The following is a 26,275-nucleotide window of genomic DNA, read 5'->3' on the forward strand; positions in this document are numbered from 1 at the left end:
GATGAGACATTTACCATGAATTCTGCCGGGAACAGTCCGTGCTATCACTGTGGTTTATCGGTTGTAGACACCAACGAATTCGTCACAACCCTTGATGGCCAACGCCGGTGTTTTTGTTGCCCAGGTTGTCAGGCGGTCGCCGAGGCGATTCATGGTAATGGTCTTGCAAATTTCTATCAATTTCGCTCAGAGCTCAATCAAAAGCCAGATTCAGCGTCATCCATAAATTATCAAGCTTATGATTTGCCGCAATTGCAGGAAGAATTTGTCTTTCCCTGTGATGTCGCGGACGACTCATCAGAGCCCTTCGTTCAAGCACGTTTTCATATTTCTGGAATCACTTGCGCCGCATGCGTTTGGCTGATTGAACACAGACTCAATGCGTTTGATGGTGTTCATAAAGTCAGTGTTAATGCAGCAACGGAGCAGCTTGTGTTGCAGTGGCAACTGAGCAAAGTGAAGCTCAGTGAAATCATGTCTGCCGTTGCCAGCATTGGCTATGTGTTAACTCCGGCCAGTGAAGATCAACAGCTGCTTATTCGCCAGCGCGAGAAACGCAAGGCTTTAATGCGCCTCAGTGTCGCAGGCTTTGGCATGATGCAAGTCGGCATGGTGGCGGTCGGGCTCTATGCTGGAGCTTCCGAAGAATGGCTGGTGTATTTGCGCTGGGTAAGTTTAATTATCGCAACTCCCGTGGTGTTTTTCAGTGCGCGACCTTTCTTTGAGGCGGCGTTTCGGGCCTTAAAACAAAAGCATCTGGTTATGGATGTCCCCGTTGCTATCGCAATTGGATTTGCGTATCTAGCCAGTATTTGGGCGACTATTCGAGCAACAGGCGAGGTCTACTTCGATTCTGTATCGATGTTTACCTTTTTATTGTTACTCGGTCGTTATCTGGAAATGCGCGCTCGCCATACCAACAGTTTGGGAAACGCAAAATTCACTCAGCTATTGCCACTGACCGCAAATCGAATAAATCGCGAAGATGTTGGTCAATCGCGACAGACCGTGGCATTGCGCAGTTTAGTCGTCGGCGATTGGGTAGCCGTTGGTGCCGGTGAATCCATTCCTTGTGATGGTGTTGTGGTCGATGGCGAAAGTCATGTTGATGAGTCTTTACTTACTGGGGAGTCATCGCCAGTAAAGAAATCTGCCGACGATCTGGTTGTAGCCGGTAGTGTGAATAATGAATCTTCGCTGATTGTTCAAGTAACGGCGGTGGGTCAAAAAACCAAATTATCAGCCATCGAACGTTTGGTTGAAAACGCCTCTTTAAACAAGCCACAGCAAATTGCGTTAGCCGACAAACTATCGTCGTATTTTGTTGCGGCTGTGCTCTTAATGTCGGCAATCATTGGCGGGTTTTGGTGGTTACACGAGCCATCCGAGGCGCTTTGGATTGTACTTTCTGTATTAGTGGTTACCTGTCCCTGCGCGTTGTCGCTCGCGACTCCGACTGCTCACGCCAGTGCGTTATCGCGCTTAAGGGCTGCGGGTTTGTTGGTGTTAAACAGTAATTGTCTCGCTGCCTTGGCAAAGGTCAACTTTGTGGCCTTCGATAAAACCGGTACCCTAACTTTAGGCAAGCCCAGCGTAAGTGAGTGCCTACCTAAAAATGGGCAGGCAGAAGACGCTCTAGAAATTATTGCCTCCTTAGAAGTTGACTCTAGGCATCCAATTGCCGAGGCGTTCAAACCTTGGAGCAACAAACGTGTTGCCAGTCAGGTGCAAGTTAGCACCGGTAAGGGCGTATCGGGAATGGTGGATAACGCCCGTTACTTTTTTGGTAACCTGACCTTTTGTCGGCAGATAATGCTAGAAATGAGCGAAGAGCACTCCCCAATTATTGAGATTCAAGCGCCAGACGACCGTCAATGGTTGTTGTTGATTCGCCAAGAGCCACAAACACAGAATTTCTCTCAAATTGCTTGGGTACGCCTAGAAGATCAAATTCGTCCTAGTGCCAAGCCGGCCATAAACGCCTGTCGCCAAAATCACATGCAAGTGATGTTGCTTAGCGGCGATACCTCAAACCTTGTCAGCCAAGTAGCCAAAGAGTTAAGCATTGACGATGTCCACGGCGGAGTTTCTCCGGAACAAAAACTGGACTGTATTTCTGAGCAGCAACAGCGCCAAGGTATTGTCATGATGGTTGGCGACGGTATCAATGATGTACCCGTGCTGTCTGGTGCCGATGTATCGGTCGCCATGGCGCAAGCCACCGATCTCGCTCAAACCAAAGCCGATTGTATTTTACTGAATGGCGATCTAACGTTAATTCCGCAGGCTATTCAGTTTGCAAAACGGCTGCAAACAACGATCAAACAAAACCTGGGTTGGGCGTTGGCTTACAATGGTTTAGCATTGCCACTGGCGGCGTTTGGCTATATTCCGCCTTGGGCGGCGGCGATTGGTATGAGCTTGAGTTCGCTCATTGTTGTAATAAACGCTTCTAGATTATCTAAAGGCCCGTTGGTAAATCATCATGCCTAGGTTTTACTTGTCCAGTAAAATACTCGAAAATCATCTAATTTAGATGTGTGCAAGTCGTACGCGGCTCTAAGCCGTTAAGTATTTAATCTCGGAGAAATGCGTGGAAATTCTCTACATTCTCGTTCCCATTGCACTGGTATTTGTGTTCATTGCCATAAAAGTTTTATTCTGGGCAATTAACAACGGTCAGTACGATGACTTAAATACCGAAGCTCATCGGATTTTATTCGACGAGCAAGAATCCAAAAAAAAGCCATCAAATCCCGTTGACGAGAAATCATCTCATTAAATGGCAGACGATTTTCTGGCCGCATTCATTCATAACGTTTTCGATGTTACATGCCCGATATTAATTACGCACTTATAGCCACTACTTTTATTTTGGGTTTTTTCGGTAGTGGCCATTGCATTGCGATGTGCGGTGGAATTTGCAGTGCACTCAGCTTTGCTTTACCGGCTGCAAAAATTGGCCTAAGAATTAAAATTATTCTTGGTTACAATTTAGGGCGTATTGCCAGTTATATGACTATTGCACTGGTTTTTTCTGCACTTACCGAAACCTTTGCAAAATCATTATCACCAAATTTCTCTCAAGTATATTTATCAAGCTTAAGAATCATTGCCGGATGCTTACTCATCGCTATGGGATTGTATCTTGCGAACTGGTGGCGGGGTTTAACCCATCTTGAACGAGTTGGGCAATTGCTGTGGAAGCATATTGCACCGGTTAGCAAAAAATTCATTCCAGTAACCAGTTTCTTAAAAGCTGTTCTTTACGGAGCCGTTTGGGGATGGTTGCCATGCGGTTTAGTGTATAGCGCCTTGGCTGTGAGTGTGGCGGAAGCAAACACCTTGAACTCCAGTTTGGCTATGGGTGCATTTGGTTTGGGAACCTTGCCTGCATTATTTGCCACCGGCATGTTGGCCGACAAATTTAAAAAGATTTTAAACAATAAACATTTAAGACTTTTCTTTGCGTTATCGATTATCGGTTTTGGTGTGTGGACGCTCATGTATTCTGGTGGTCATAACCATGCACAGCATAATAATTCTGGAAACGATCATTCTACCCATATGCATAACCATTAATAGGAATCTCTGATTAATTTATAAATGAGTAAATGAGAGGTTCCAATAGTGTGTAGCTGACTAAGTTGGTTTAAATTACGTTGGTTTAAATTAAGTTGACCTGACTTGATCTAGTTTAGATGAAATTGGTTTGGATAAAATTGGTTTCGCTTAAACTTGCTTAATATTATTTAATTCAACACATCCGAAGAAAAAATTCTGCTAGAGCGTTATTATGATAAAAGTGAAAGGCAAAATAGCTGGAATTGATGTTGATCTAGAAATAGACGGTTTGAGTCAAGAACTGTTTAAACAATTCACACAGCTGGTAAGTTCTTCTTCGGCAACGTTGGCTTCTTCACAGGAGAGCACCGAGCTTTCGCACACGTCTGATAATCAGCACAGTGAAAACGGCCAGCTTACAAACAGTCCTCCTTACTTTCCTGTCGCGCAACAATCCGCACAGTTAGCACTTCAATACCTAAAAGAACATGGCGATACCAGTTCTAGTGTGTTGATTGACTACTTAAGTAGTCATGGCTGCTCTGATCAAGAAATAAAAAAATCGCTTATGGCTCTGCGTGAGAGTGATGATGTGAGAACTTATAAGTCCGACGACGGCCAACAACGCTTTTACCAATTCATCAGTAAAATCTAGTTTACGTTGCGCAACGAGCTTCTCTTTTAACTCTGCTGTTTACTCTGCCAATAGTTTGCCTTCTGTTCTATTCATCTCTAACCCTTTTTGATTTTATAAATTCACTATTTACGATTCTTAATAGTTAATTCAAAAAATAGAAGCCGCTCGTGCTTTTTATAATTTTTTACGAATTGATACCGTGCTTCTGGATTTCAGTGAAGAGTGTATTTGCTGTAAAAATGTGTGCTGCTTGAATTTGTGTTATTTCGCCGTATATTTTTCTGTCAATATTTCTTGCTGTAAAAACCATTTGTCGTAAATGCTTCTTGTTTTTGTATGCGTAATTTTGATTTAAATTCTATTGGTCATTTTTAATGAAAGACTTTGTCAATACTTCAATAATGATTTTTCATTCAAGCAAATGAACGTTGCTTTTTTAATGGCTTGTTCTATCTTTATCTGTATATCGAAATAAGTGTATCTTTCTTGAATATTTATAAACAAACCTAAGCTTACAGCTCGAATTTCTGCATTTTAGTTTTAATGCAGTCTGTTGGAGTTTTTATTATAAATAAGACAGACGTTGTAAAAGAAAATACGTTTAAATCATTTTTAATGCGCCGAATTCTAATTGCCCATATTTACGGTCGTATTATGTTTCTGTTTCGATCAAAAATAATAATTATGCGCTAATTCATTAGACGCAAAATCACCTTATATTTATTCACTAGGAAACACAGCATGTTCACAAAATCAAAAGTCTTTATGGCTTTCGCTTCGGCAATGGTTTTATCCGCTTGTGGTGGTGGTGGCAGCAGCAGCTCATCTACACCCGTAGAAAAACTGTCTGCGGATCTAACAGCCACTTTAGAATCTGTCAGTGGTGGCGAAGGCCTTGCTGCGTTTACACTGCCAGACTCTGATGACTATGAAAATATTCCTCAAGATCCTAATAACCCATTGTCGGCAGAAAAAGTGGCGTTGGGCCAACGGCTTTATCATGAAACCGCTTTAGGTACTAACGGTGTCAATCCTGATCGTGTGGGTACTTGGTCCTGTGCGTCTTGCCATCACGCAGCAGCAGGATTTAAATCGGGTATTTTACAAGGTATCGCCGAAGGCGGTGAAGGCTTTGGTATGGCCGGTGAAAGTCGAGTACTTGCCGAAGGCTTTGATGCGCAATCAAGCGATCCAACATTAAGACCCGATGTGCAACCGGTAACTTCTCCGGCGGTATTAAACGCAACCTATCAAGAAGTTATGTTGTGGAACGGCCAGTTTGGCAATATGGTTGGCGGCTTGGTAAACCTTGGCCTTGCTGACGAGGTATTGGCAACACCCGGCACGCCAAAAGCGCAAAATAATCGTCAATTAGCGGGCATAGAAATTCAAGCCATCGCAGGTCTTGGCGTACACCGTATGAGTGTAACGGGCGATTCCATCTTGCAAACAAACAGTGAGTATCAAACGCTATTTAATGCTGCTTATCCCGATGGTAGCAGCGATGTTTTAGGCGATGCCGGTAAAGCGATTGCCGCGTTTGAACGTACCATTATTGCTAATCAGTCACCGTTTCAACGCTGGTTGCGCGGCGAAACCGATGCCATGAGCGAGCAAGAATTACGCGGTGCGATTTTATTCTTTGGTGAAGCGGGTTGTGGCGATTGTCACCGTGGCCCCGCGTTGAGTTCAGAAGTTGGTGCAACCGAAGATCAAGTATTCTTCGCAATCGGCTTTTCGGATTTTGATCCGAATAATCCTGCTGTTACTGGCGTGGTAGATGATGCTACCGCGCGCGGACGCGGTGGTTTTACCGGTGAATCGGCCGATAACTTTAAATTTAAAATTCCACAGTTATACAATCTAGCCGATACCAACGTGTTTGGTCATGGTGGTTCATTTAACTCTGTGCGTGATGTGGTTGCGTTCAAAAATACCGGTTTATCTCAAAAAGTATTGCCGGTGGGCGTAATAGACAATCGAGTAAGTCCTTTGGGTTTATCTGAGCAAGAAATTGATGATATAACAACATTCTTAGAGTCTGCGTTATACGACCCTAATTTAACACGATATTCTCCAGAGTCAGTTCCATCTGGCAACTGTATTCCTGTTAACGACGCAATTGCTCAAATCGATTTGGGTTGTTAATTGAGCTAGTCGTGAAAAAACCTCGACATTTTAGCCGAGGTTTTTTTATTTTATAAAGCGCTCAAAGCGAGAAATTTTTATTAATGATATTTTTAAAAAAATTAAGCGAGCAAAATCCAGAATTTACCTGATCTGGTTTCTACTCGATCTAGACGTTATGCGAGTTTCATAATATAAATTTTTCTTCCTTGATAAACGCTTTCTTTTATTATTTGCCAACCTAATTTTTCGTAGAAGCCGATTTTATCTTCGGTAAATAAATAAAAGTCTAAACCATTCTTTTTAATAATCTCTGATATAGACTTTACTAGAATAAGCCCAAAGCCTTGGTTTCTAAATCTAGGATGAATATAAATATCACCCAGCCAAGGCCCTAGAGATGGCTCACAGGGTAAATCACTGGATAGGAACGATGCCGTTCCCACCAATTCATTATTGTGAAACATACACCACGATTTTGGCGCATTTGTGGAGTGGTTACGACTGCTGTCTAGCAAACAATTTCGGAAGTCTTCCTGCGTATCGTGAGGGTACAAGTGATTCCATTCTTCAAAGTGCCACTGGCTAATTTGTTCTATGTATTGCGGGCATTCGTTAATATCCTTAATAACGATTCCCGCGGGGAGCTTAGGCGTTAACAGCCAAACACTTTCATAGACTTCTGAGAGATTGCGTAAACCTTGTGGTGGAACTTCATGGGCTAGGCGTGTTGTCTCGTAATTATCGGCGTAATGAAGCAAGATTTCATCATCGGTTACCGAAAACGGCGGCCCGGCCATCTCTGATTGATTGTATTGGTAGGTAATAATTAATTGTTTCGCTCTAGCTGCAATGGTTTGCAGATGCTTTGCGTATTTTGGTCGCATTTCGGTTGGTAATGCGACCAATGCAGCGCGGTCGTAAATAGCCTTGATAAATGCGTCTTGGCTCGAAAATAATGTTCGTAGCGATTCGGTTACTATTTCTGGCGATAATTGAAAGAAATCGCCTACAAATGCAATTAGGTTATCTTTGTGATAACGTTTTAATGCTCCAATTTCTTCAATTACCGGTGATAATTGCATTTCTGTAAATAACTGATTGATGGCTTGTTCACTAAGATCAATACCTACCACCTTAAAGCCTTGTTCAACCAGCCAGTGAATATCGTGGGTTTTACCGCATAAAGGTACAAAGACCACGTCACTCGGTGCTAAATTTAACGCCGTGACAAACTCGAAAAGATGGCGGTTAACATCACCCTCATGAAATCCTATTTCATTTTTTTGCCATTTATTGAGCCAAAACTGATGGTCCATTAAGTAATACTCTTTGTTCGCATGTAAATCGTTCGCATGTAAATCGTTCGCATGTAAATCGTGTGTGGAAATAATCTATGGTTGTTAAAGTACCATTTCGAAAATATTTATTCAAAATATAATTTTGTAATCGCCAAGTGTATTTTCAATAACGTAATTTTGTTTGATCTCTGTTTTTGGCAGTGTTTTGAAATAACGTGTTTTTATGATATGCGTAAGAGTTTTGGAATGAAAGATAATTCTTTTTTTTGATTTGCTGGTTTTTATACAAGATTTTGGTTTTTTATAAAAAAATAACGAATTATTTTTTTGAAAAAACATTATCTTTTATAAGATGCATTTATTTTTAATATTTTTTGCATGTCTGCTTTATTTGGTTGGTTTATTGGCTACATTTAAGACAAATAAATATCAAATTGTTGAATGCATTCGTCAGTTTTTAAAAAGCGACTGAAGCAAAACAACAATAAACATGCTGAGGTTGATTGTGAAAGTATTAAAGAGCGTTGGTGTATTTGCGTTTTACTCTATACCTGTTTGGGCGATGACCGCCTTTGCTGAAAGTGACGGACATAAATCGGCGGTAACTCCACCGTTTGGTGGCTGTGAAAACTACGGCCCGCAAGCCCCAAGAGATATCGATTCTTTGTTAGGTGAGGATTCTACGGAATTTAGGCTTGCCATGCCGAGCACCGAACTCAATTTATGCAACATTCATTTACACACCAATGCCGAACATAAAGCTAAGGAGTTTTCCATAATGGGCGGTGAGGGTGATCATACCGGTTACCAATGTACAATCAGCACAGAGTTAACTACGCGAGAACAAAAAATTCCATCGGGCGATATCTGTGGCGGTCTAAAACCCGGTGATACCATAGAAGTACATTGGGTTCATACTTCTTGCAATACCGAGCCCGGTGCAGGTTTAGGCTCTTGTTCGTCACAAGCGTGTTTAAATCCCGAATTACGTGTTGAGGCGCAGGTCTTTACTTTGGTGAACGATTGATCAGCCATGCAATTTTCCGATTTTGATTTAGCGCCCAATAAATTAAACGGGAAATTCCAACCGGCAAGCCTGCCAATTTCAACCGGTGCGCCAGTTGAATACTTGGGTTCAACCACCGGCCCTAAATATAACGATCAACAATGTTCACCTTATCAGGTGACATGGAGTGTTAGGCCGCAGTGCGCAAAGTTGGATATCAATAGTCTGGGCAAATGGTGTAAGACAAATAAATTCGATGAGCATCACGCTCATGGCGTTCGAAAATTGGTCGTAAATCCGAGTTTAATATCCACCATTAAATGACAGATTAACATTGGTATAGGCTGAAATGCATTTACAGGCTGAGGAATTTATCGAGTTATTTTCTGAAATTAAACGTAATCTTTAAAATCAATTTTCACCGTTAAAGAAACTCCCATTAACCTGAAGCTTGCAGTAAAACAAACCGGAGCTCCCAGTAATAAAAAAGAGTGGCTAATTTCAAGAAAGATTTGAGATGTAAATTGTGAAGGAATTAAAGTTTTCAGTCTATGTCCTCTGATTAAATCACCGAAGAGTTAATCAGAGGTTCTTTAAGTTTAATGCCTCTGTTTTTGTTAACAGAGGCATTAACGTTTAAACATAAATTCCGAAGAAAATGTATTGATCGAATTAATTTTCAATAACGGTCACAGCGTGTTTTAAATTCAAGTCAATAATTTCTCGAATATGACTTGCCAACTCTCTGAAGAAATTTCTAGCCGGAGAAGTATTTCGCCAAACTAAGCTGTGGTGTCGAACAATGGGTTTACCTAACAGCTCGCACACGTGAAGCTCTTCGGGTCTGTGTAACTCAGAATTAACATAAAGCCCCGGCATAAATGCCACACCCATTCCCATAACAACCATTTGTCGCAATGTGTCCAAACTGGTGCCTTCGTAATCTCTTAAGACCTTTGCGCCCAGTTTTTGGCAGATTTCCAGCACCTCGTAATGGAAATGATGCGTATTTTCTAGAGTCAAAACCTTTTCTTCACGTATATCTATTGGGTTGATAAATTTTTGACCGGCTAATCTGTGATCACTGGGTATTACAAATTTGAGTGGTTCTGTGAATAATTCTGACGAAACTAACTGCGGCGAGTCTAAGACAAACGGCGAAATAACCAAATCGTACTCGCCACTTAATAGACCTTCTTCAAGATTTCTTGGTGCTTCATCTCGCACGTAAAATCGTAATTTTGAAAACATTTTGTGCAACTGAGGCAAAATGCTCGGTAATAGGTAGGGGCCGAGCGTCGGTGGAACTCCTAAACGGTAAGTTGTCTCCGATCCCTCCGCAATATTGCGCGCTTTTTCTTCAAATCTTAAAGAAGCCTGTAGAACTGCCTCCGCGTACTCCAGCAATGCTCTGCCTTGGGGCGAAAGTTGAGTGCCAACTCTAGAACGTTCAAAAAGAGTAACCCCAAGGTTTTTTTCCAGTGTGCTAATTTGGCTCGTTAACGTCGGTTGGCTGATTCCAAGCACTTGGGCCGATCGCCGAAAATTGTTCTCGTGGGCCACGGTTACGAAATAACGTAATTGATTCACCGAAGGCATTTTATTGTTGGGCATATGTTTATCCGCACATGAAAATTAATGCTTGATAGGAAAGTGTGATCACCAGTTCCTATTTTTTTCTATAGAGCTTTCATTCCAAACTAAGTTAACAGACTTTTTAACGATTGTGATTTACCTCAAATTTTTAATCTTTTGGAGAAATTTCTATGCAGCATGTAATTTCTGGTATTGCCAAATTTCAAAGGGAAATATTTCCAGAAAAAAAAGCGGCGTTCAAAAAACTTGCTACCGGGCAAAACCCGGAAGTGTTGTTCATAACTTGTGCAGATTCCCGCATTGATCCTAACTTAGTTACGCAAACTGAGCCAGGTGATTTATTTATATGTCGCAATGCCGGCAATATAGTTCCCCCGCACAGTAATCAAACCGGCGGCATGACCGCATCGATCGAGTTCGCCGTCGCGGCTTTGGGTGTTAGTCATATTGTTGTTTGCGGTCATACCGATTGCGGCGCAATGAAAGGTGCCTTGGAGCCCGAAAAATTAGAGTCCTTACCTCATGTATCGGAATGGTTGGGACATTGTCGATGTGCTACGGCGGTTTTAAAAGAAAAACACGGTCAATTAAATAAAGATCACTTGGATGAATTAACCAAGGAAAACGTAATTCAACAATTACAGCACCTTAGAACTCATCCTGCGGTTGCTGCAAAATTAGCCAGCGATCAAATCGAACTTCACGGTTGGGTTTATGATATCGCCACGGGAAAAATTCATTGCTTCGACTCTGCAACTCGTTCATTCGTTGAAATGAATGAAAGCTATGCAGAGCAAAAAATAGCTTCAAACAGTTAATTGGAGATACTGGAAATGAAATTGGATGTATCATTTCAAGATATCAAAAGTGATTTACCAGCGAGTATTGTAGTCTTTTTCGTAGCTTTACCATTGTGTTTAGGTATTGCTCTAGCTTCAGGTGCACCGTTATTTGCCGGAATTATTTCGGGTGTTATTGGTGGTATTGTAGTCGGTGCTGCCAGTGGTTCAAGATTGGGGGTAAGTGGTCCGGCCGCGGGATTGGCCGTTATCGTTTTTGATGCAATCTCTTCTTTAGGTGGTTGGGAAGTATTTTTAGTTGCCGTAGTTTTGGCGGGTATCTTTCAGCTGATTTTAGGTTATGCAAAGGCTGGATTTATCGCGTACTTTTTCCCAACGTCTGTTATTGCGGGTATGTTAACCGGTATTGGTTTGCTGATTATTCTAAAACAAATTCCGTATTTGTTTGGTTGGCATGCCGACTTTTTAGGTGAACAATCTTTTACGCAAATTAATGGAGAAAATACTGTAACTGCTATTGAGCATGCATTAGCATTAATGTCGCCAACGGCAATTGCAATTTCTTTGATATCACTGGCTATTTTAATTTTTTGGGATAAATATTTAGCCAAAAGCCATAAAATATTCCAGTTAATTCAAGGGCCAATTGTTGTTGTATTACTGGGTATATTAACGTCTTACCTCTTGGCTCTAAACGGCAAACCGTTAGACCAAGCTCAGTTGGTGACTCTACCAGTTATTGAAAGCTTTGATGAGCTAAGTGCGGTAATCGCTTTTCCAGATTTTAGTAAAATACTGAGTGTGGAAGTTATTGGCGTTGCCTTGGTACTTGCTATTGTCGCCAGCATTGAAACCTTATTAAGTGTTGAAGCGACGGATAAACTTGATCCAATGCGTAATACCACGCCAACCAATCGCGAATTAAAAGCGCAAGGTTTGGGTAACATTGTTTCTGGTTTATGCGGTGGTTTGCCAATAACCCAAGTGATCGTGCGCAGTTCTGCGAACATTACCTTCGGTGCTAAATCAAAACTTTCAGCGATTATGCACGGTTTCTTTTTGCTGATTAGTGTTGTGACTGTCGCAAACATGCTGAATTTAATTCCGTTAGCGTCGCTTGCCGCAGTTCTGATGGTCGTCGGCTACAAACTGGCTAAACCATCGGTATTTAAGTTGATGTTTAAGCACGGTCCAGAACAAGCATTACCATTTTTAACCACTATTGTCGCAATGTTGTTTACCGATTTATTAACGGGTGTTGTTGCCGGTTTGGTTGTGGGTGTTTTCTTCACCTTAAAACACAGCTACCGCAACTCTTACCACTTCAGAGAAATCGTTGATTCTAACAGTGACAAAGAAACCCATCATATTGTGTTAGCAGAAGAAGTCTCGTTTTTTAACAAGCCGAGCATTCTTAAAAAATTGAATGAAATCCCTAAAGATTCACGGGTGATCCTCGATTTTTCTAACTCAAAATCGGTGGCATTTGATGTAGTTGAACTGGTAAAAGAATACGTTGCGCAAGCAAAATATCGGAATATAGAAGTAGAAACCATACAATTTAAACCCACTCTATAGTCCGATTTTAGTAAAAGTCTTTACGTTGCAATAGGCTCAGGCCTTTGATGAGAGCGGGCACAACCGCTCTCTTTTTTTAGCTTTCTAAAAAGTTCTTTTTTTAAATGCAGCCCTTTTAAATACAGTCCTTTTAAATTCAGTCCCTTTAAATAAAAAAAGCAATTAAGAATAAAAATCCAATGCACCCGCAGGCCAGGTAATATTTACTGGTCATCATATCAATATTTTCTTCATGCTCTGGTGATCCGAGGCAAAGATACAAAAAGCTTCTGATCGAAAATATTGCGTTCAAAGAAATAACGACCATCCAACCGAACATAATTAACGATTCGTGCGAAAACACGATTTCGGCTAACAGGTCTATACCTACGTATCCCAGTGATAACGGAAATCCTGCGCTCAATAAACTGAAAAACAGCAGTGTATTTGCGAGGCGTGGATAAGAATTGTAATTTCCCTGCGGTGAGAACAGTGACAGATGACCAACCCTAGATTCCAAGGCGCCAAAGGTTAATATCACGCCCGGAGTTGCTAAGGTAAATACCGCAATAATGTACAGTTTTGCTTTGGCTAAGCCATCAAACGGTAGCATGGCGATAAACGCTATGAACAACAATTGACTGGCGGCCATTGCTGCAAAACCACGTTTGGCGTTGACCTGAAACGCAGCTGCCAATGACGACAGCAATGCAACAATCAAGAAAATACCGTGAATTAAGCTGCTAGACTCCGGAATAAACAACGCGCTTTTGCTGGCAAACAAACCTTGTACCACCAAAAAGCCCGCGCAAATACCGGTAGAAGAATTTTCGTAAAGTTTTCCATACCAGCTTGCTAATGGGAATCCACCGAGAATTAGCAAGTAGGCTGCAATGGATAATCCTTGAAAAGCAGCACCTTGTGAACCGGTAATCAGGTTGCTAACTATAAACAGAGCAAAAATCACCACCCCATAAATTATTAACAGACGTAAAAGCACAGGCTTATTCTTTTCGCTAACGACTAAAAAGATATACGCAAGAAAAACCAAACCTAGGCTAGTAAGTGCATTATCTGTAAATATCAGCAAGCAACTGCAAATCGCAAAGATTAATACACTGATAAAACCTCGGTTGGTGGTAGACCAAGAAGGTGAAAACACCGATATTAGAATGAAACTGATTAATACCACCAAACTTTGTAAATAAGGTGTTAAATCTAAGTTCGAGTGCTCGTTGAATAATCCCTTGGATATTAAGGCGCAAGCCATAACAATGGCTGCTGCCGATAACACAGAAATAAGCCAGGTACGAAATTGCTGCGGATTGTTACTGTTAGCGATTGATATCGCATCATGAGACGGTGAATGTAGAGAATGATTAATTAAGACGTTGCTCATGCTTCGTCTCCTTTAACGGTATTTTTGTTGTCGGCCGCAGCATTCCCAAGTATTGCCGCAATGTTGTTATCTAGGCGATCAAAACTCAGAATGATAATTTTTAAGGTACCAAGAAATCGGTCTTTCCAGAAGGTTTCGAGGAGACCACGTTCCAGCGAAATACGATAAATAAATTGGCGAAAACGGCTGACTTTATGATCGTATTCTTGAGTTGCGGCGAGTGAATGGCCAAGCATTTGATTAATCAGCTTGTAATCTTGTAATAAGCTTGGCGCACGTAAAATTTGCAGCGCTCTTAAGCTTGCATGGGTTACCACGTGAATTAGCGCTAATATTTCCCAACCTAAGGCAATTTCACAAACAATAATTCCCAACTGAGTTACCGAGCCGTAGGCTAATTTTGATTTAATATCGTTTTGCACCTGCCATGATAAAAAGCCGATTAGCGCCGTTAATACACCAATTACCAATAACAGTGTCATTAATAACTGACTTTCGGCAAAAAAGTTAATGCTGCGTAAAAGCAATAATGGGCCTAAGTGTACCGATAATGCACCATAGAAAATCGCGCTCGACGGCGTTGGTCCTTCCATTGCGCGAGGAATCCACGAGCTGAACGGAAATAAAGCTGCTTTACCAGAAGCCGCAAATAATAAGCACAACCCTATAATTAATAAACCATCGTGTGGTGCTTCTATTCCGTACCAATAGGAGTTTTCTAATAACTCGAAATTAGAGTGATGGGTAAAGTAGTGAAGTAATAGCGCAGCGGTTATTAAACCAATGTCACAGCAACGATAAATAATAAAAACATACAGTGCATTGCGTGGCGGGCCGTCTCGTGTGGTATAAAAAGCAATTAATAATACCGAAGAGATACCCACCAGCTCCCAGCCAATAATTAATATTTCTAAAATACCGGCAAAGGCTACGATTAAAAGACCACAGCAAAATATCGTAAATAATAAATAGAAACGATGAAATCCCGGATCTTTATGAAGATATCGTTTAGAGAAATAGCAAATAGTGCCTAATAATGTTAGCGACAACAGCCCGTACACAATCGATAAATAATCGGTTACAAAAATAATTTTGTAATTGTAATCACTCGAACCAAACCAGTTGCTAATATGGTGGCTAGACGGGCCGTGCAAAATAACATTAATACTTAACACCAACACGCCCAACAAACAGGCCAGTATTGGCAGCATCACTAAATAATAGGTAGTTTTTTCAGCTTGAACACCGGCTGCCGAAATATTTTTTATGGCAAAAAATCTCAGCAATTGCAAAACTAAAGAAAATGCTGGAGCAAAAATTAACAATATCAGTACATTATTCATCTTTAAATCCCTTTCGGGTTTTGACTAACAATATGGGCGCAACCAAGATGGTCTGAAACACCTCGGAAGAAAGATTCGGAGCGATCAATCACAGGGAAACCCGTGGCGGTCACTGTGTGTGGTACAAATTTACCTTTATAAAAATGAAATAACTCGCCAGTTTGAGGATGCCAAGAAATCAGTTGAATCCAGCCATTGCCAACTAAACGTCCAATCATTGGATATTTATCGGCAATTTCAAGTAAGCGCTCAGGTGTTGCCTCAACGATGGTTAATAATCTAACCGGCTCGTGAATCTCTACCATCTGCCAGGTTAAACCTGTTCTTAAATCGGAGGAGTGACCATTCATGACACCCACTAATCCGGCGATATTATGTGGCAGCTTTGTGCCGCAACCGTATACAACCGGATCGGTAACGCTGAAATAATATTCCAAATTAATGCCTGCACCCACGGGGCCTGCGGCTTGTAAAATATTCGCCACGATGGTGCCGTCTGAATCTTGCTCGGGATCGTAGGAAATTAAAAAGGCACGACGATCCATGTACAGATTTCGCGTTTTCTCACGACGTCCAATAATACAAACAGCGTTGGTAGAATGACCGTACTCGGGTCGCGGCTGCGCTAAATCGGTGGAGTGACGTTGCACGACTTTTAAAGCTTGTTGCACAGTGATATTGGCAGGAGCGTCGTTAAAGCGACGACAACGCTCGTGGGCACTGTGAGCACAGGCGTCGAGCAGCGCGTCCTCCATGGATTCCAACTGGTCTCGCAAATGGGTGGCAACGGTTTCTAGCTCGTAAAAGGTTAGCGTATCGTCTGCGGTGTTGTGGTAACCACCAACAACGTGGGTTGTGTCGGGAATATCAAGACCACGCTGCTTTAGATTAGCGCGCACCGTTGGATGATTCGCCATCATTGCAAACGCTCGCGCATTAGGGCCGCCGCGGCCACCACCGGTTGCACCGCAGTCGTAGGCGGCTTCGTGGGGGTTATTCATGCTCGATGAACCATGACCAATAATCGTAATTAACGGCGCAAAATGTTTGGTAAGTCCCATGGTGCGCAGCAGCTTTTCAACGATGTCGGTGGCTTCTTGAAGCGTGAATCCGGGCAAGAGTCCGGCGGCGTTACGTTGATCATTAATATTGCCTTTATCATCTTCACGAAACAGCTTAAGCGTGGTTTTGGGTCGGTCGTGATGATGGCCGGTAATACGATGCAATAGATTGTGAGAGAAACTGGGAAACAAGGTATGGCTTAACAGCGATGCCACATGTAAACCACCCATGGCAACGGTCCAAATACTGCTGCTCAATAACTTTAAACGACTGCGTTGCAAAAATTTAAGCCATTGGCCCTGACGCAATCGTTTTGAGCGATAGTTTTTTTCGTTGTCAATTGCTATCTCTTCGACAAAATGTTGAGGCGTTGCTGTAACCGGGCACAGTGGTCGCGAGTGAACATCGTCAAAACCTTTGTATTGCATCACCACGCCAAAAAATCCGGGGCAGCCATAGGTTTCAGCTTCGGGTAAAATTTCTTCCAGATGGCGACGAGTTGACTCTTCTCGGTCATCCATACAGAACACCGCCTGAACCTTAGGTACCGCTTTTGAACTATGATCACAGGATTTGTCGGCGCAGACGTCGGTCGCCATCAACGGTTTTTGATGCTCCGTTAATGCATTTAAAATGTGGTTGCGGTGATGGCGTTCAAATGCGAGGTGCAATAGATAAGAGCGCTCAAAGTGATTAAATCGCTCATGCTCAGCGAGCCACGCAGACGCTTTTGTTTTATCGGCAAACAACGCCGGTAAAAAAGTAAAAGCCTGCGCACTGACAAAAGCTTCGTACACCAAAGAGATTTTGCTGTCGGTAACCGTTTCGGGTGTCGTCCACGTTGCTTGGTAATCGGTCATAGCAACGGTGCTTTCACGCTCGGCTTTGTAAGCTGCCGCTAAATCAAGCGTTAGTTGCACGGCTAAAAAGTCGATGAGTTTACCCGGAACAGGATTGATCGGTAACTTATCGGGATGACACTCAAATTGGCGGAACATGCCTGCCCAACCGCGCAATGAATGCAAGGTCTCAAAAATAGTCTGTTCCCAGTGCTCTTTGGGAACAGCCATTGTTTCTAAAAGATGAATAACGGTCTGGGCGCTGCTCCAATTATTGTCAATTTGTTTCTTGCATTGCTGCTTAACCGACTTCAGCCAACTTTCTTGTAACACAGGCGTAAGCATGTAAGCCTGGAAAGCCGCGAGAAAACCTTGTCCGCGCAACGGTAAGGCGTGATTCGATACGCCTTGATCAACAAACGCAGACGCAAGCTTAACCAGAAGAGGATGTACCCAAGAATCGGTATCAATACCGGTGCGAGCCAGATAAAAATCGCGAGCACGGGGGTAAGTCACGGTTTTGTGTTCGGGTTTTACCACTTCTGCTAAATACAGCCACAGTTGCTTTAAACTGCCTTTTTCAGGAATCTTCGAGGCTTTGCAATATATGGTAGAGCTTGCCAGAGTCGCAGCACTTGCGTACAAGGCATGAGGTTTATCTAAACTGCTGTGTTCGTGCAGCCACCAACGCACCGAGCTTGATGAAGGAACATCGAACAAGGTTGTTAAACGCCAAACTAAATAATCGCGTCTGGTAGGACCGCCCGGGAAAATAACCGCATCGAGATTTTCGATTTCCGCTTCCAATACCGCACTAATATCGTCAGGTAAAATACGGCCGTTATTGACCGCGGTACGATAATACATTTCACTCATAAACGAATGTGCTTGAAAACGATTACCGGCTTCACGCACGGCATCTTTAAAGCTCAAATGCTCAAAGGTGTGTAACGGGTTGTGATGCACAAACGCATGAATAGGAGCCTGTTCGGGAAGATAATGCGCTACCTTGTCGATTAATTCGTGAACAAGATCTTCGGCGGCCAAACTCTCAATTGACGCTTTCCCGAGTGTTGAATTCATGACTGTCATAAAGCTATACCTTCATACGTACCGCAAGAGGATGGTCGCTAACTGCACGCATTGTATCCATGCCCACAATATCCATTTTTAAGTCTGGTCGAACACTAAAGACTACGTCCAGTCCACTTAAGAAAGTGTGGTCTACTAATTTTGCGTGAGATACATCTACTTGAACCAAAATATCTTTATCAGGAATTGCTGCTACCGTTTTTTTCAATTTAAGCAAGCTTGTGAATGCAGCGTTACCAGAAATACTAATCACCCAAATATTACCTTGTTTCTTACTGGAAATATGGCTTTTAAACAGTGCAATTGGGCCAACACCGCGAATGCCATGAAAAACCACTTTGGCGATAAGTCCTGCGGCCACACCCATTAATAAGTCGGTTAATAGGGTCACCACTACCGTCAACGAGAATAAGAACAGCTGATCTTTACCAATTTCATTGGCATGCAACACTTCTTTTAGCGAAGCCAAGCGTAAACCCGTCACAATCAACATCGCAGCAAGGGCTGACAGCGGAATCAACTGAATAAGATCGGTTAGCACCGCCACATACAACAATAAGAATACGCCATGGAAGAAGTTGGCTCTATGACTTTGCGCTCCGGCGTCAACATTGGCTTTGCTGCGCACAATTTCAGAAATCATAGGTAATCCACCCAAAAACGCCGCAATTGTATTGCCAACCGCAACAGCAAATAGATCGCGATTTAAATCCGAAGGGTGTTTGTATTCTTTGATAGCATCAACGGCAACAACGCTCAAGGTTGATTCGATAGAACCCACCAACGCAAACATTAAAATGTATTTAATCGAAGTTAGAGAAAATATTGCCGAAAAATCTGGAAAGGTGAGGCCGTCTAAAATCGAGTCTGGTAACTGCACCATAAATTTCGATCCGGTGGCTACTGTGCTACCAAAAAATTGAGTGCCCGCATCCGAAGGTAAGCCAAAATAGACCGCCATAGGTACCGCTAAAAACAACACAACTAAATGCGCAGGAATCAGCTTCAATTTACCAAAAGCAATCTTCGGCCAAGCCAGTAACACAATAAGAGAGACAAAACCGATTAAACTCACCACAAAATTTGCATCAATAAATGAAGCAGGAATTTCGGCGATAAGACCAATAGCTTCGTGAGCTTCTGGCTTAACACCCAAGGCAACGTGAACTTGTTTAGAGACAATGATAATACCAATGGCCGCAAGCATACCGTGCACAACCGTCTTCGACATAGCAATGCCGAGACCTGCCGTGCGTGCGAGCGCTAATATCAATTGCAAAATCCCAGCACCAACGCCCACGGCAATGGCTTGGTGGTAGCCTTTGCTCATATCACCTTGGCCCAATTCAACCACCGCGCCTAGGGCAATAACAATAAGACCTGCCGCCGGGCCTTTAATCGTAAAGCGTGCGCTACCAATCCAAGAAACAATCAGTGCGCCAACAATTGCGGTAATTAGTCCGGCAAACGGAGGAAAACCACTTGCGGTAGCGATACCCAAACACAACGGCAGGGCAATTAAAGAAATAATAAATCCGGCTTTAATATCCGCCAGCCAAAATGCCGGCGAATTTAGAGAGGTAGGTTTAGACATAGAAATACCCAAAGAAATTAAAATGTAATTTAAATTGAGTGTCTTCACGAATTTTGCACGCAAGCAGACCTACTTCGAACTCTACAGAACAAAGAAGATTTAAATTTGTGCATAATTCTTCCGGGTGCAAAAGCGCCTAAGCAATAAAGCCTATAAACACACGGAAAGAAGTCACGAAAGACCGTTAAAGAATTAAAAAATTATGCGCGAGCAGGCGGTGCTCTTGAGTTGTAAATGGAACTGCTGGAGTACTTATAATAAGGAAGGATAAAAATATTTGGCGTATACGAATAGACTACGGGCGATAATCGATAGGTATAAACAAAACTGATGCTGTCTAAACCTTCATAAAACTTATAGCTCTCATATCTTTCCGGTTGATCATCGTTAATATCAATTTCGGGTAAATCATCTAAAAAACCGAAAAAGGATGCCGACGGTAATTCGTGGTGTGAAGAATTAGGTGATAGCGAAAAAGAGCTGGAAAAATAAAAAAGGCAGCAGAAAGCCAAAACCCAAAGGTGCTTTAGGTGGTAATAATGCAAGTATTTTTTACTAAGCATTGATCGTAAAAGCTCCGGTTAAAGGGATAACAACTGCAATAATGTTACGTTTGGTTAACTGACTACAAAAACTTCAGATTAGCCTCTCTAAAAGTCAAGCAGAGGCAGAAATTGAGATTTCCAATTTCGTCACAATTTTATTCATTTACTGTATTTAAAAGTGGCGACACATTCTTGCTGTTTAGTGTGGCTATTGTAGTGTGGTTACTGATTGAGGAATAACTAGGCATTATTCGCCGTAAAATAGCTACACTCAATTAAACAGATTGTTACCGCCTTTTATAAACATCATGTTAAACAATGTATTGAAACTGATTCTGTGTTTTGTAGCGCTGGATGCCTTTTTAAAAATACTTGTAGAAAATTTATATACCGTTGGTTTTTTTAAATATCTGAGGTTGGCAAAAAAGACTTATAAACCATTGAGAAGTTCTTAGGTATTTAAAAATATTTTTAAGGATTAATGTGTCACAAATTTAAAACATAAACACAGTTTGTGAAAAAACTGTGACGGTTTTAATCTTCTCAAATTACCTTGTAGTTTTTTTGAAAACTATTTAACCAATTTATCTAAAAAAAGGGAGTTTAAATAGTTATCAGTTTTGTAAAACTGTTGCTTGATTAAAGTGCTTATCAAATAAAGCATATATATGGCGATAAAATACCATAATTAAATCAGTAAAAATTTAAAGGTAAATTCTTTGTTCATCAGCAAGGATATAAACATATATAAACAAACCTCAAGAAAACCTCAAAAAAATCTCAAAATATCGAATTTTTATAGCTTTGTTAAACATGCCTTTGCGCATAATCGCATATTGAGTATTGCATCACATAGATTTTTTATGTTGCTTTAATAGGTGATTTTTAAACGTATTAAATTTACAACAAATTGCCCAAATTAAAACGGATATTCTCTTTTGTGAATGTGTATAAGATGTATGCATTTTTAAGAAATGATGAGATCAATTATTCTACAGATGTCTTTAATTGATTCTTCATGAATTAATTGCATTGAGAAGGTGAAAATTTAACTTTCAATTTTTATCCGTTTTAATAACTTACTGTTACACAAAACGACAATACGCTTTTGCGGTGTCAAAAACTCTAGGTCGATCCTAGAGCAAGGTAAATATTCTTTTAAAGTTCAACAAATTTTCTGCGTGAATGACACTAAAACTCAAACTATTGAGCGATACCGAGTTTGTGCGCGTAGTCAATGTTGGTTAGCAGCAACAAATACCTGCAAACCAAGTCCTATCCGAAAATCCTACATGTGTATATGACCAGTTATTGATCTCGAAATTATTACTCGTATACATTCCTAAGTATCTTAAGTTGTTCGGGAACAAGTTTGCCATGCACAAATCGTATTTTCGCTACTGGGGTAAGTCTCGTGCCAAAGATATATCCGGTAAACCCATCGTGAACCCAGATTATCACCTACTACCATTTCACTCGTTAGACGTTGCTGCTGTCGGTTACGAGCTGCTATCACCCAGCGGCCCATACAACTCGGTGTTAGCGCAGCAATTAGAGGTAGATGGCGAGTGGTTGCAGAATTGGTTTAGCTTCTGTTTGGCATTGCACGATTTGGGTAAATTCTGCTCAGGCTTTCAGCAACAGTGCGCGGGATTGTCTGATCGGTTAGTTCAAGAGCCTAAGCCGTATTCCTATAATCTACGCCACGATGCTTTAGGTTACCTGTTACTTAAAGAAATCAATAATTTACCTAAAAAAATCGACAATCAATGGTTATCGACTAAAAACCAGCGTTGGTTAAACATTACGGTAGGCCACCACGGTAAACCCGTCGATCAACGAGATGAGAAAAGTCGAAATATTCATACCTATGCCAGCGAGCAAGATATTCAAGCGGCCACGGAATTTGCGCAAGATTGCATCGAGTTATTTCAGTTAGATTCATCAACTCATCCCAAAGTAAAACCAAATAAAATCAATCAAGCCTCTTGGATGTTAGCAGGCATCAGTGTGCTGGCAGACTGGATTGGCTCAAACCCAGAGTTTTTTCCTTATAGAAATTTCGAAAATCCAGACAATTCAGAAGACTTACAGCCAGAAAACATAGAGCCAGAAAATATCAATTTACAATATTATTGGCAAAAGGTTGCCTTGCCTCAGGCTCAAAAAGCATTAAATTCCCCCGCGTTTGCGTTTAAAAAGAAAAACCCCTTTACCGGTATTACTCAGCAGTTTGATTACATTAAAACCCCAACGCCTTTGCAAGCAAAAGCCGCTCAAATCGAAATTTTAAATAGCCCGCAATTATTTATTTTAGAAGACGTGACCGGTGCCGGAAAAACCGAAGCCGCAATGATATTAGCTCATCGATTAATGGCAGAAAACCTTGCCGACGGACTTTATGTGGGTTTGCCAACCATGGCTACCGCAAATTCGATGTATCAACGCTTGGCCAAAAGTTATCGCGCTTTGTATGACGAGACTGAATTGCCGTCATTGGTACTGGCCCACGGCGCCAGTACCCAAAATCAAGATTTTTCTGATGCAATTATGTTATCTGAGCAACAGCAAGACAGCGATTACATTGCCGACGAAACCTCCGCCAGCAATTACTGCAATGCTTGGTTTGCCGACAGCCGCAAAAAAGCGTTAATGGCCGAGGTGGGCGTGGGTACGATTGATCAGGCCATGCTGGGTGTGTTGCCGGTACGCCACCAAGCTTTACGATTATTAGGGTTACACCGAAAAATATTAATTATTGATGAAGTACACGCCTACGACGCCTACATGACACAAATTTTAGAAAGGCTAATTGAATATCACGCCAATACCGGCGGTTGCGTGATTTTGTTATCTGCCACTTTGCCCAATAATCAGCGAGATAAATACAACAACGCCTTTATTAACGGTTTAAGTGCGAAAAACAATTTAAAACAAGTCGGAAAAATTAAAAGTAAAGCAACGCTCGACAGTTTTCCGTGGTTTACACGAACCTCTCTGAAAATAACCGACTTTAAAGAAGTAAAAGTCGGTACCAGAAAAAGCGTAGAACGCACCGTGCAGGTGGATTTAATCCATAATGAACAACGCGCAATAGATCTAATTATTAAAGCGACCAATAATAATCAATGCATTTGTTGGATTCGCAATACCGTAGCGTTGGCGCAAAAAACCTATCAAGAGCTAAAAAATCACCCAGATTTACAAGACACCGAAATTACGCTCTTTCACAGCCGTTACGCATTATTAGATCGCCGAAAAATCGAAGAAAGTGTACTCAAAAAATTTAACAATCAATCGGAATTTAACGGACGGAAAAAACAAATATTAATCGCCACCCAAGTGGTGGAGCAAAGCCTCGACCTTGATTTTGATTACATGATAACCGATCTCGCACCCATCGATTTAATTATCCAAAGGGCGGGGCGCTTACAACGCCATGTTCGCGATCAATACGGTAATCCCGCTGAACAAGAACAACGTTCCGCACCGACACTCACCGTGTTAACGCCAGAGCTGGATTCGGCAACGCATCGAAACTGGCTAGAAGCCTTATTGCCCAAAACTTCCGGCGTTTACCAAAATATTGGCCAACAATGGTTAACCGCAAAAATACTCAGCGATAAAGGGCAATTTACCCTGCCCAACGATGCACGCTTACTGGTCGAAAGCGTTTACGGTGACGACTGTGAACAAATCCCCGAAGCGTTAACGAAAGCAACCGAAGAAGCCATTGGTAAAGACAAAGCAAAATCCAGTACCGCCCATAACGCGGTGTTAGACATTGCCGATGGCTACTCTGCAACAAATGGCAGATGGGACGACAAAGCAGACTTTGGCTCCCGACTTACGGAACAAGAGACCGTAGAAGTCGCCCTAGCAACCCTAGAAAACAACCAACTCGTTCCTTACGCCAAAGGCGAACAACATGCCTGGGCACTGAGCATAATAAAAGTACCGCAAAAGCAATGGCATCAAGCACAAAACACATTGGACGAAAAAACGAAAGACACCATTTTCGAGCTAAAGCAAACAGTTAAAGCACTAAAGTGGCTTGAGGTGTGGTTGCTGGTTGATAAACCTCAATTTGATTTTTATTCAGACGAGTTAGGTTGGCGTAGCAATGAATTATTATTTAATCCACCTGTAAATAATAATGGTGAAATAAACTGATACACCTTTTTATAAAATAGCACTATATGTGATAACCAAAACACCCCAGATGGAGCTGACATGTGAATTTAATTACTACTCCTTGGTTAAACGTTATTCGCGCCAATGGTGATTTAGACGTCATTACACCTGCGCAATTGGTTGAAACCGATAATCCCGTTCTTGATTTAAACAGTTGTCGCCCAGATTTTAAGGGCGGTTTGTATCAATTATTAATTGGTTTATTCCAAACTTTTTTTGCGCCAGAGGATAATGATGACTGGTCGCAATGGTATGAATCGCCACCACCCATTGATGATGTTATTCAAGCATTCGCAAATTACGTTGATTACTTTGAGTTGTTTTCGGAAAAAATCGCTTTTTTACAAGATTTTGATTTGCCCGAAGCAGAAGCAAAATCTGTGTCTGCGTTATTAATTGAAGCGCCGGGTGCGAAAACCATTAAAGATAATCTGGATCATTTTGTTAAGCGCAATCAGGTCAATGCCATTTGCCCAGAATGTTTATCGGCGGCGTTATATACCTTACAAACTAATGCACCTAGTGGTGGTGCCGGGCATCGTACTGGAATGCGTGGTGGTGGCCCGTTAACTACCTTGGTTATGCCCCATGATCCAAAAGCCACGCTTTGGCAAAAAATCTGGTTAAATATTTTAACCGCGATTAACGAACCCGATGACTATTCAGACGTGTTTCCGTGGTTAAAACCCACCAAAACCTCTGAAAAAAAAGATACAGGAACGTACATAACTGAGGTGCATCCGTTACAAATGCATTGGGGGATGCCACGACGTATTCGCATTAATTTAGATTCTATGCACGAAGGCGATTGTGATTTATGCGGTAAGCATTCCCAGCAATTGATTAGCGAATATCGTACAAAAAATTACGGCATTAATTACGACGGTGAATGGATTCATCCACTGACACCACACCGTGAAGACTCTACGGGTAAAAAACCAACCTTAAGTATAAAAGGCCAACCCGGCGGTGTAGGTTATCGCGATTGGTTAACCTTAAATTTTACCTATAAAAATGGCGATACCTTACCTGCCAAGGTCGTGAATGTTTTTTATTCTGGTGAGCGTGTGGACCTTTTAAAAGAAGGGTATCCCGATATTGCCAAAAGCTTTGGCCTCTGGTGTTTCGGTTACGATATGGACAACATGAAGGCCCGCTGTTGGTATGAAAACCAAATGCCAGTGGTGGGTATCAATACCCATTTAATCTATGCCGATAAATCGTCGTTTATCGATTTAGTCGAGGCCTACGTTAAAAAAGCACAGTTTGTTTTAAAATTCCTAAAAGAAGCCTTAAAGAAAGCAAACTCTGATACAAAATTTGTGGACGATCAATTTTGGTTAGCAACCGAAGACGTGTTTTTTAAACAGATTATCGACATTTCTAAATACGACCAGTTGGCTAACAGTATTCCTAAAAAGGTATTTGATCGTTGGATTTATACCTTAAGAAATACGGTTTTTTCAATTTTCGATCACAAGACTCTTGATTACCCAGTCGATGAAAAAAATCTAAAGAATATTGCCGCCGGTAGAGCCAGTTTAACCAAAAAGCTAGGTGATAAAAAAATTATGGATGATTTCAATAGCTACATACTGAATGAAGAAGGTGACAGCTAA

The 26,275-nt window shown here is 41.6% G+C and carries 16 protein-coding genes and 1 pseudogene; 10 read left to right on the forward strand and 7 right to left on the reverse strand.

Features of this window, described 5'->3' with window-relative positions; all coding sequences use genetic code 11:
- Window positions 1-15 precede the first annotated feature (15 nt).
- The 5 genes from ACYQ28_RS03980 to ACYQ28_RS04000 all read left to right on the forward strand — a co-directional run bounded on the left by ACYQ28_RS03980 (window position 16) and on the right by ACYQ28_RS04000 (window position 6,349).
- Complete coding sequence (locus tag ACYQ28_RS03980) at window positions 16-2,493, forward strand: heavy metal translocating P-type ATPase (protein WP_460048410.1); 2,478 nt, start codon at window positions 16-18, stop codon at window positions 2,491-2,493.
- 100 nt (window positions 2,494-2,593) lie between these two features.
- Window positions 2,594-2,782 carry a cbb3-type cytochrome oxidase assembly protein CcoS gene (ccoS, locus tag ACYQ28_RS03985; protein ID WP_460048409.1) on the forward strand — a complete coding sequence of 63 codons (189 nt, stop codon included), beginning with the start codon at window positions 2,594-2,596 and terminating at the stop codon, window positions 2,780-2,782.
- Between the two features lie 50 nt (window positions 2,783-2,832).
- Window positions 2,833-3,582, forward strand: coding sequence for a sulfite exporter TauE/SafE family protein (locus tag ACYQ28_RS03990; RefSeq protein WP_460048407.1), 750 nt, complete (start codon window positions 2,833-2,835; stop codon window positions 3,580-3,582).
- Between the two features lie 214 nt (window positions 3,583-3,796).
- Window positions 3,797-4,219, forward strand: coding sequence for a hypothetical protein (locus tag ACYQ28_RS03995; RefSeq protein ID WP_460048406.1), 423 nt, complete (start codon window positions 3,797-3,799; stop codon window positions 4,217-4,219).
- A 723-nt stretch (window positions 4,220-4,942) separates the two neighbouring features.
- The gene (locus ACYQ28_RS04000; protein ID WP_460048405.1) at window positions 4,943-6,349 is read left to right on the forward strand and encodes a cytochrome-c peroxidase; all 1,407 of its coding nucleotides are present in this window, start codon (window positions 4,943-4,945) and stop codon (window positions 6,347-6,349) included.
- A gap of 155 nt (window positions 6,350-6,504) precedes the next feature.
- Here the strand turns inward: ACYQ28_RS04000 and tmpT are convergent, their stop codons facing one another.
- Window positions 6,505-7,647 (reverse strand): thiopurine S-methyltransferase, encoded by a 1,143-nt coding sequence (gene tmpT, locus ACYQ28_RS04005; protein ID WP_460048404.1) that lies wholly within the window; start codon window positions 7,645-7,647, stop codon window positions 6,505-6,507.
- Between the two features lie 682 nt (window positions 7,648-8,329).
- On the opposite strand from tmpT, the pseudogene ACYQ28_RS04010 reads away from it, so the two are divergent.
- Window positions 8,330-8,959: pseudogene (locus ACYQ28_RS04010) on the forward strand (delta-class carbonic anhydrase).
- Window positions 8,960-9,307: 348 nt separating this feature from the next.
- On the opposite strand, the gene ACYQ28_RS04015 reads toward ACYQ28_RS04010, so the two are convergent.
- Window positions 9,308-10,249 carry a hydrogen peroxide-inducible genes activator gene (locus ACYQ28_RS04015; protein ID WP_460048403.1) on the reverse strand — a complete coding sequence of 314 codons (942 nt, stop codon included), beginning with the start codon at window positions 10,247-10,249 and terminating at the stop codon, window positions 9,308-9,310.
- Window positions 10,250-10,401: 152 nt separating this feature from the next.
- Here ACYQ28_RS04015 and ACYQ28_RS04020 point away from each other — a divergent pair, with 152 nt between their 5' ends.
- Together ACYQ28_RS04020 and ACYQ28_RS04025 are read left to right on the forward strand one after the other, a co-directional pair.
- Window positions 10,402-11,049 (forward strand): carbonic anhydrase, encoded by a 648-nt coding sequence (locus ACYQ28_RS04020; protein ID WP_460048401.1) that lies wholly within the window; start codon window positions 10,402-10,404, stop codon window positions 11,047-11,049.
- A gap of 15 nt (window positions 11,050-11,064) precedes the next feature.
- The gene (locus tag ACYQ28_RS04025) at window positions 11,065-12,609 is read left to right on the forward strand and encodes a SulP family inorganic anion transporter (RefSeq protein ID WP_460048400.1); all 1,545 of its coding nucleotides are present in this window, start codon (window positions 11,065-11,067) and stop codon (window positions 12,607-12,609) included.
- Between the two features lie 145 nt (window positions 12,610-12,754).
- Here ACYQ28_RS04025 and ACYQ28_RS04030 read toward each other — a convergent pair whose 3' ends face one another.
- From ACYQ28_RS04030 to ACYQ28_RS04050, 5 genes are all read right to left on the reverse strand, one after another.
- Window positions 12,755-13,987, reverse strand: a complete 1,233-nt coding sequence (locus tag ACYQ28_RS04030) for a hypothetical protein (protein ID WP_460048399.1) — start codon at window positions 13,985-13,987, stop codon at window positions 12,755-12,757.
- Window positions 13,984-15,330: a proton-conducting transporter transmembrane domain-containing protein gene (locus ACYQ28_RS04035; RefSeq protein ID WP_460048397.1), complete on the reverse strand. Its 1,347-nt coding sequence runs from the start codon at window positions 15,328-15,330 to the stop codon at window positions 13,984-13,986. The genes ACYQ28_RS04030 and ACYQ28_RS04035 overlap by 4 nt, the downstream gene beginning before the upstream one ends.
- Before the next feature lie 2 nt (window positions 15,331-15,332).
- A complete protein-coding gene (locus ACYQ28_RS04040) occupies window positions 15,333-18,323 on the reverse strand; it encodes a DUF2309 domain-containing protein (RefSeq protein ID WP_460048395.1) in 2,991 nt (996 codons plus the stop codon).
- Between the two features lie 4 nt (window positions 18,324-18,327).
- The gene (locus ACYQ28_RS04045) at window positions 18,328-19,917 is read right to left on the reverse strand and encodes a SulP family inorganic anion transporter (protein WP_460048394.1); all 1,590 of its coding nucleotides are present in this window, start codon (window positions 19,915-19,917) and stop codon (window positions 18,328-18,330) included.
- Window positions 19,918-20,117: 200 nt separating this feature from the next.
- Window positions 20,118-20,480: a hypothetical protein gene (locus tag ACYQ28_RS04050; RefSeq protein ID WP_460048393.1), complete on the reverse strand. Its 363-nt coding sequence runs from the start codon at window positions 20,478-20,480 to the stop codon at window positions 20,118-20,120.
- A gap of 1,359 nt (window positions 20,481-21,839) precedes the next feature.
- Between ACYQ28_RS04050 and cas3 the strand changes: the two genes are divergently transcribed.
- Window positions 21,840-24,635 (forward strand): CRISPR-associated helicase Cas3', encoded by a 2,796-nt coding sequence (gene cas3, locus ACYQ28_RS04055; RefSeq protein WP_460048391.1) that lies wholly within the window; start codon window positions 21,840-21,842, stop codon window positions 24,633-24,635.
- A 62-nt stretch (window positions 24,636-24,697) separates the two neighbouring features.
- A complete protein-coding gene (gene casA / locus ACYQ28_RS04060) occupies window positions 24,698-26,275 on the forward strand; it encodes a type I-E CRISPR-associated protein Cse1/CasA (RefSeq protein ID WP_460048390.1) in 1,578 nt (525 codons plus the stop codon).

The organism is Sessilibacter sp. MAH1 (assembly GCF_054658315.1).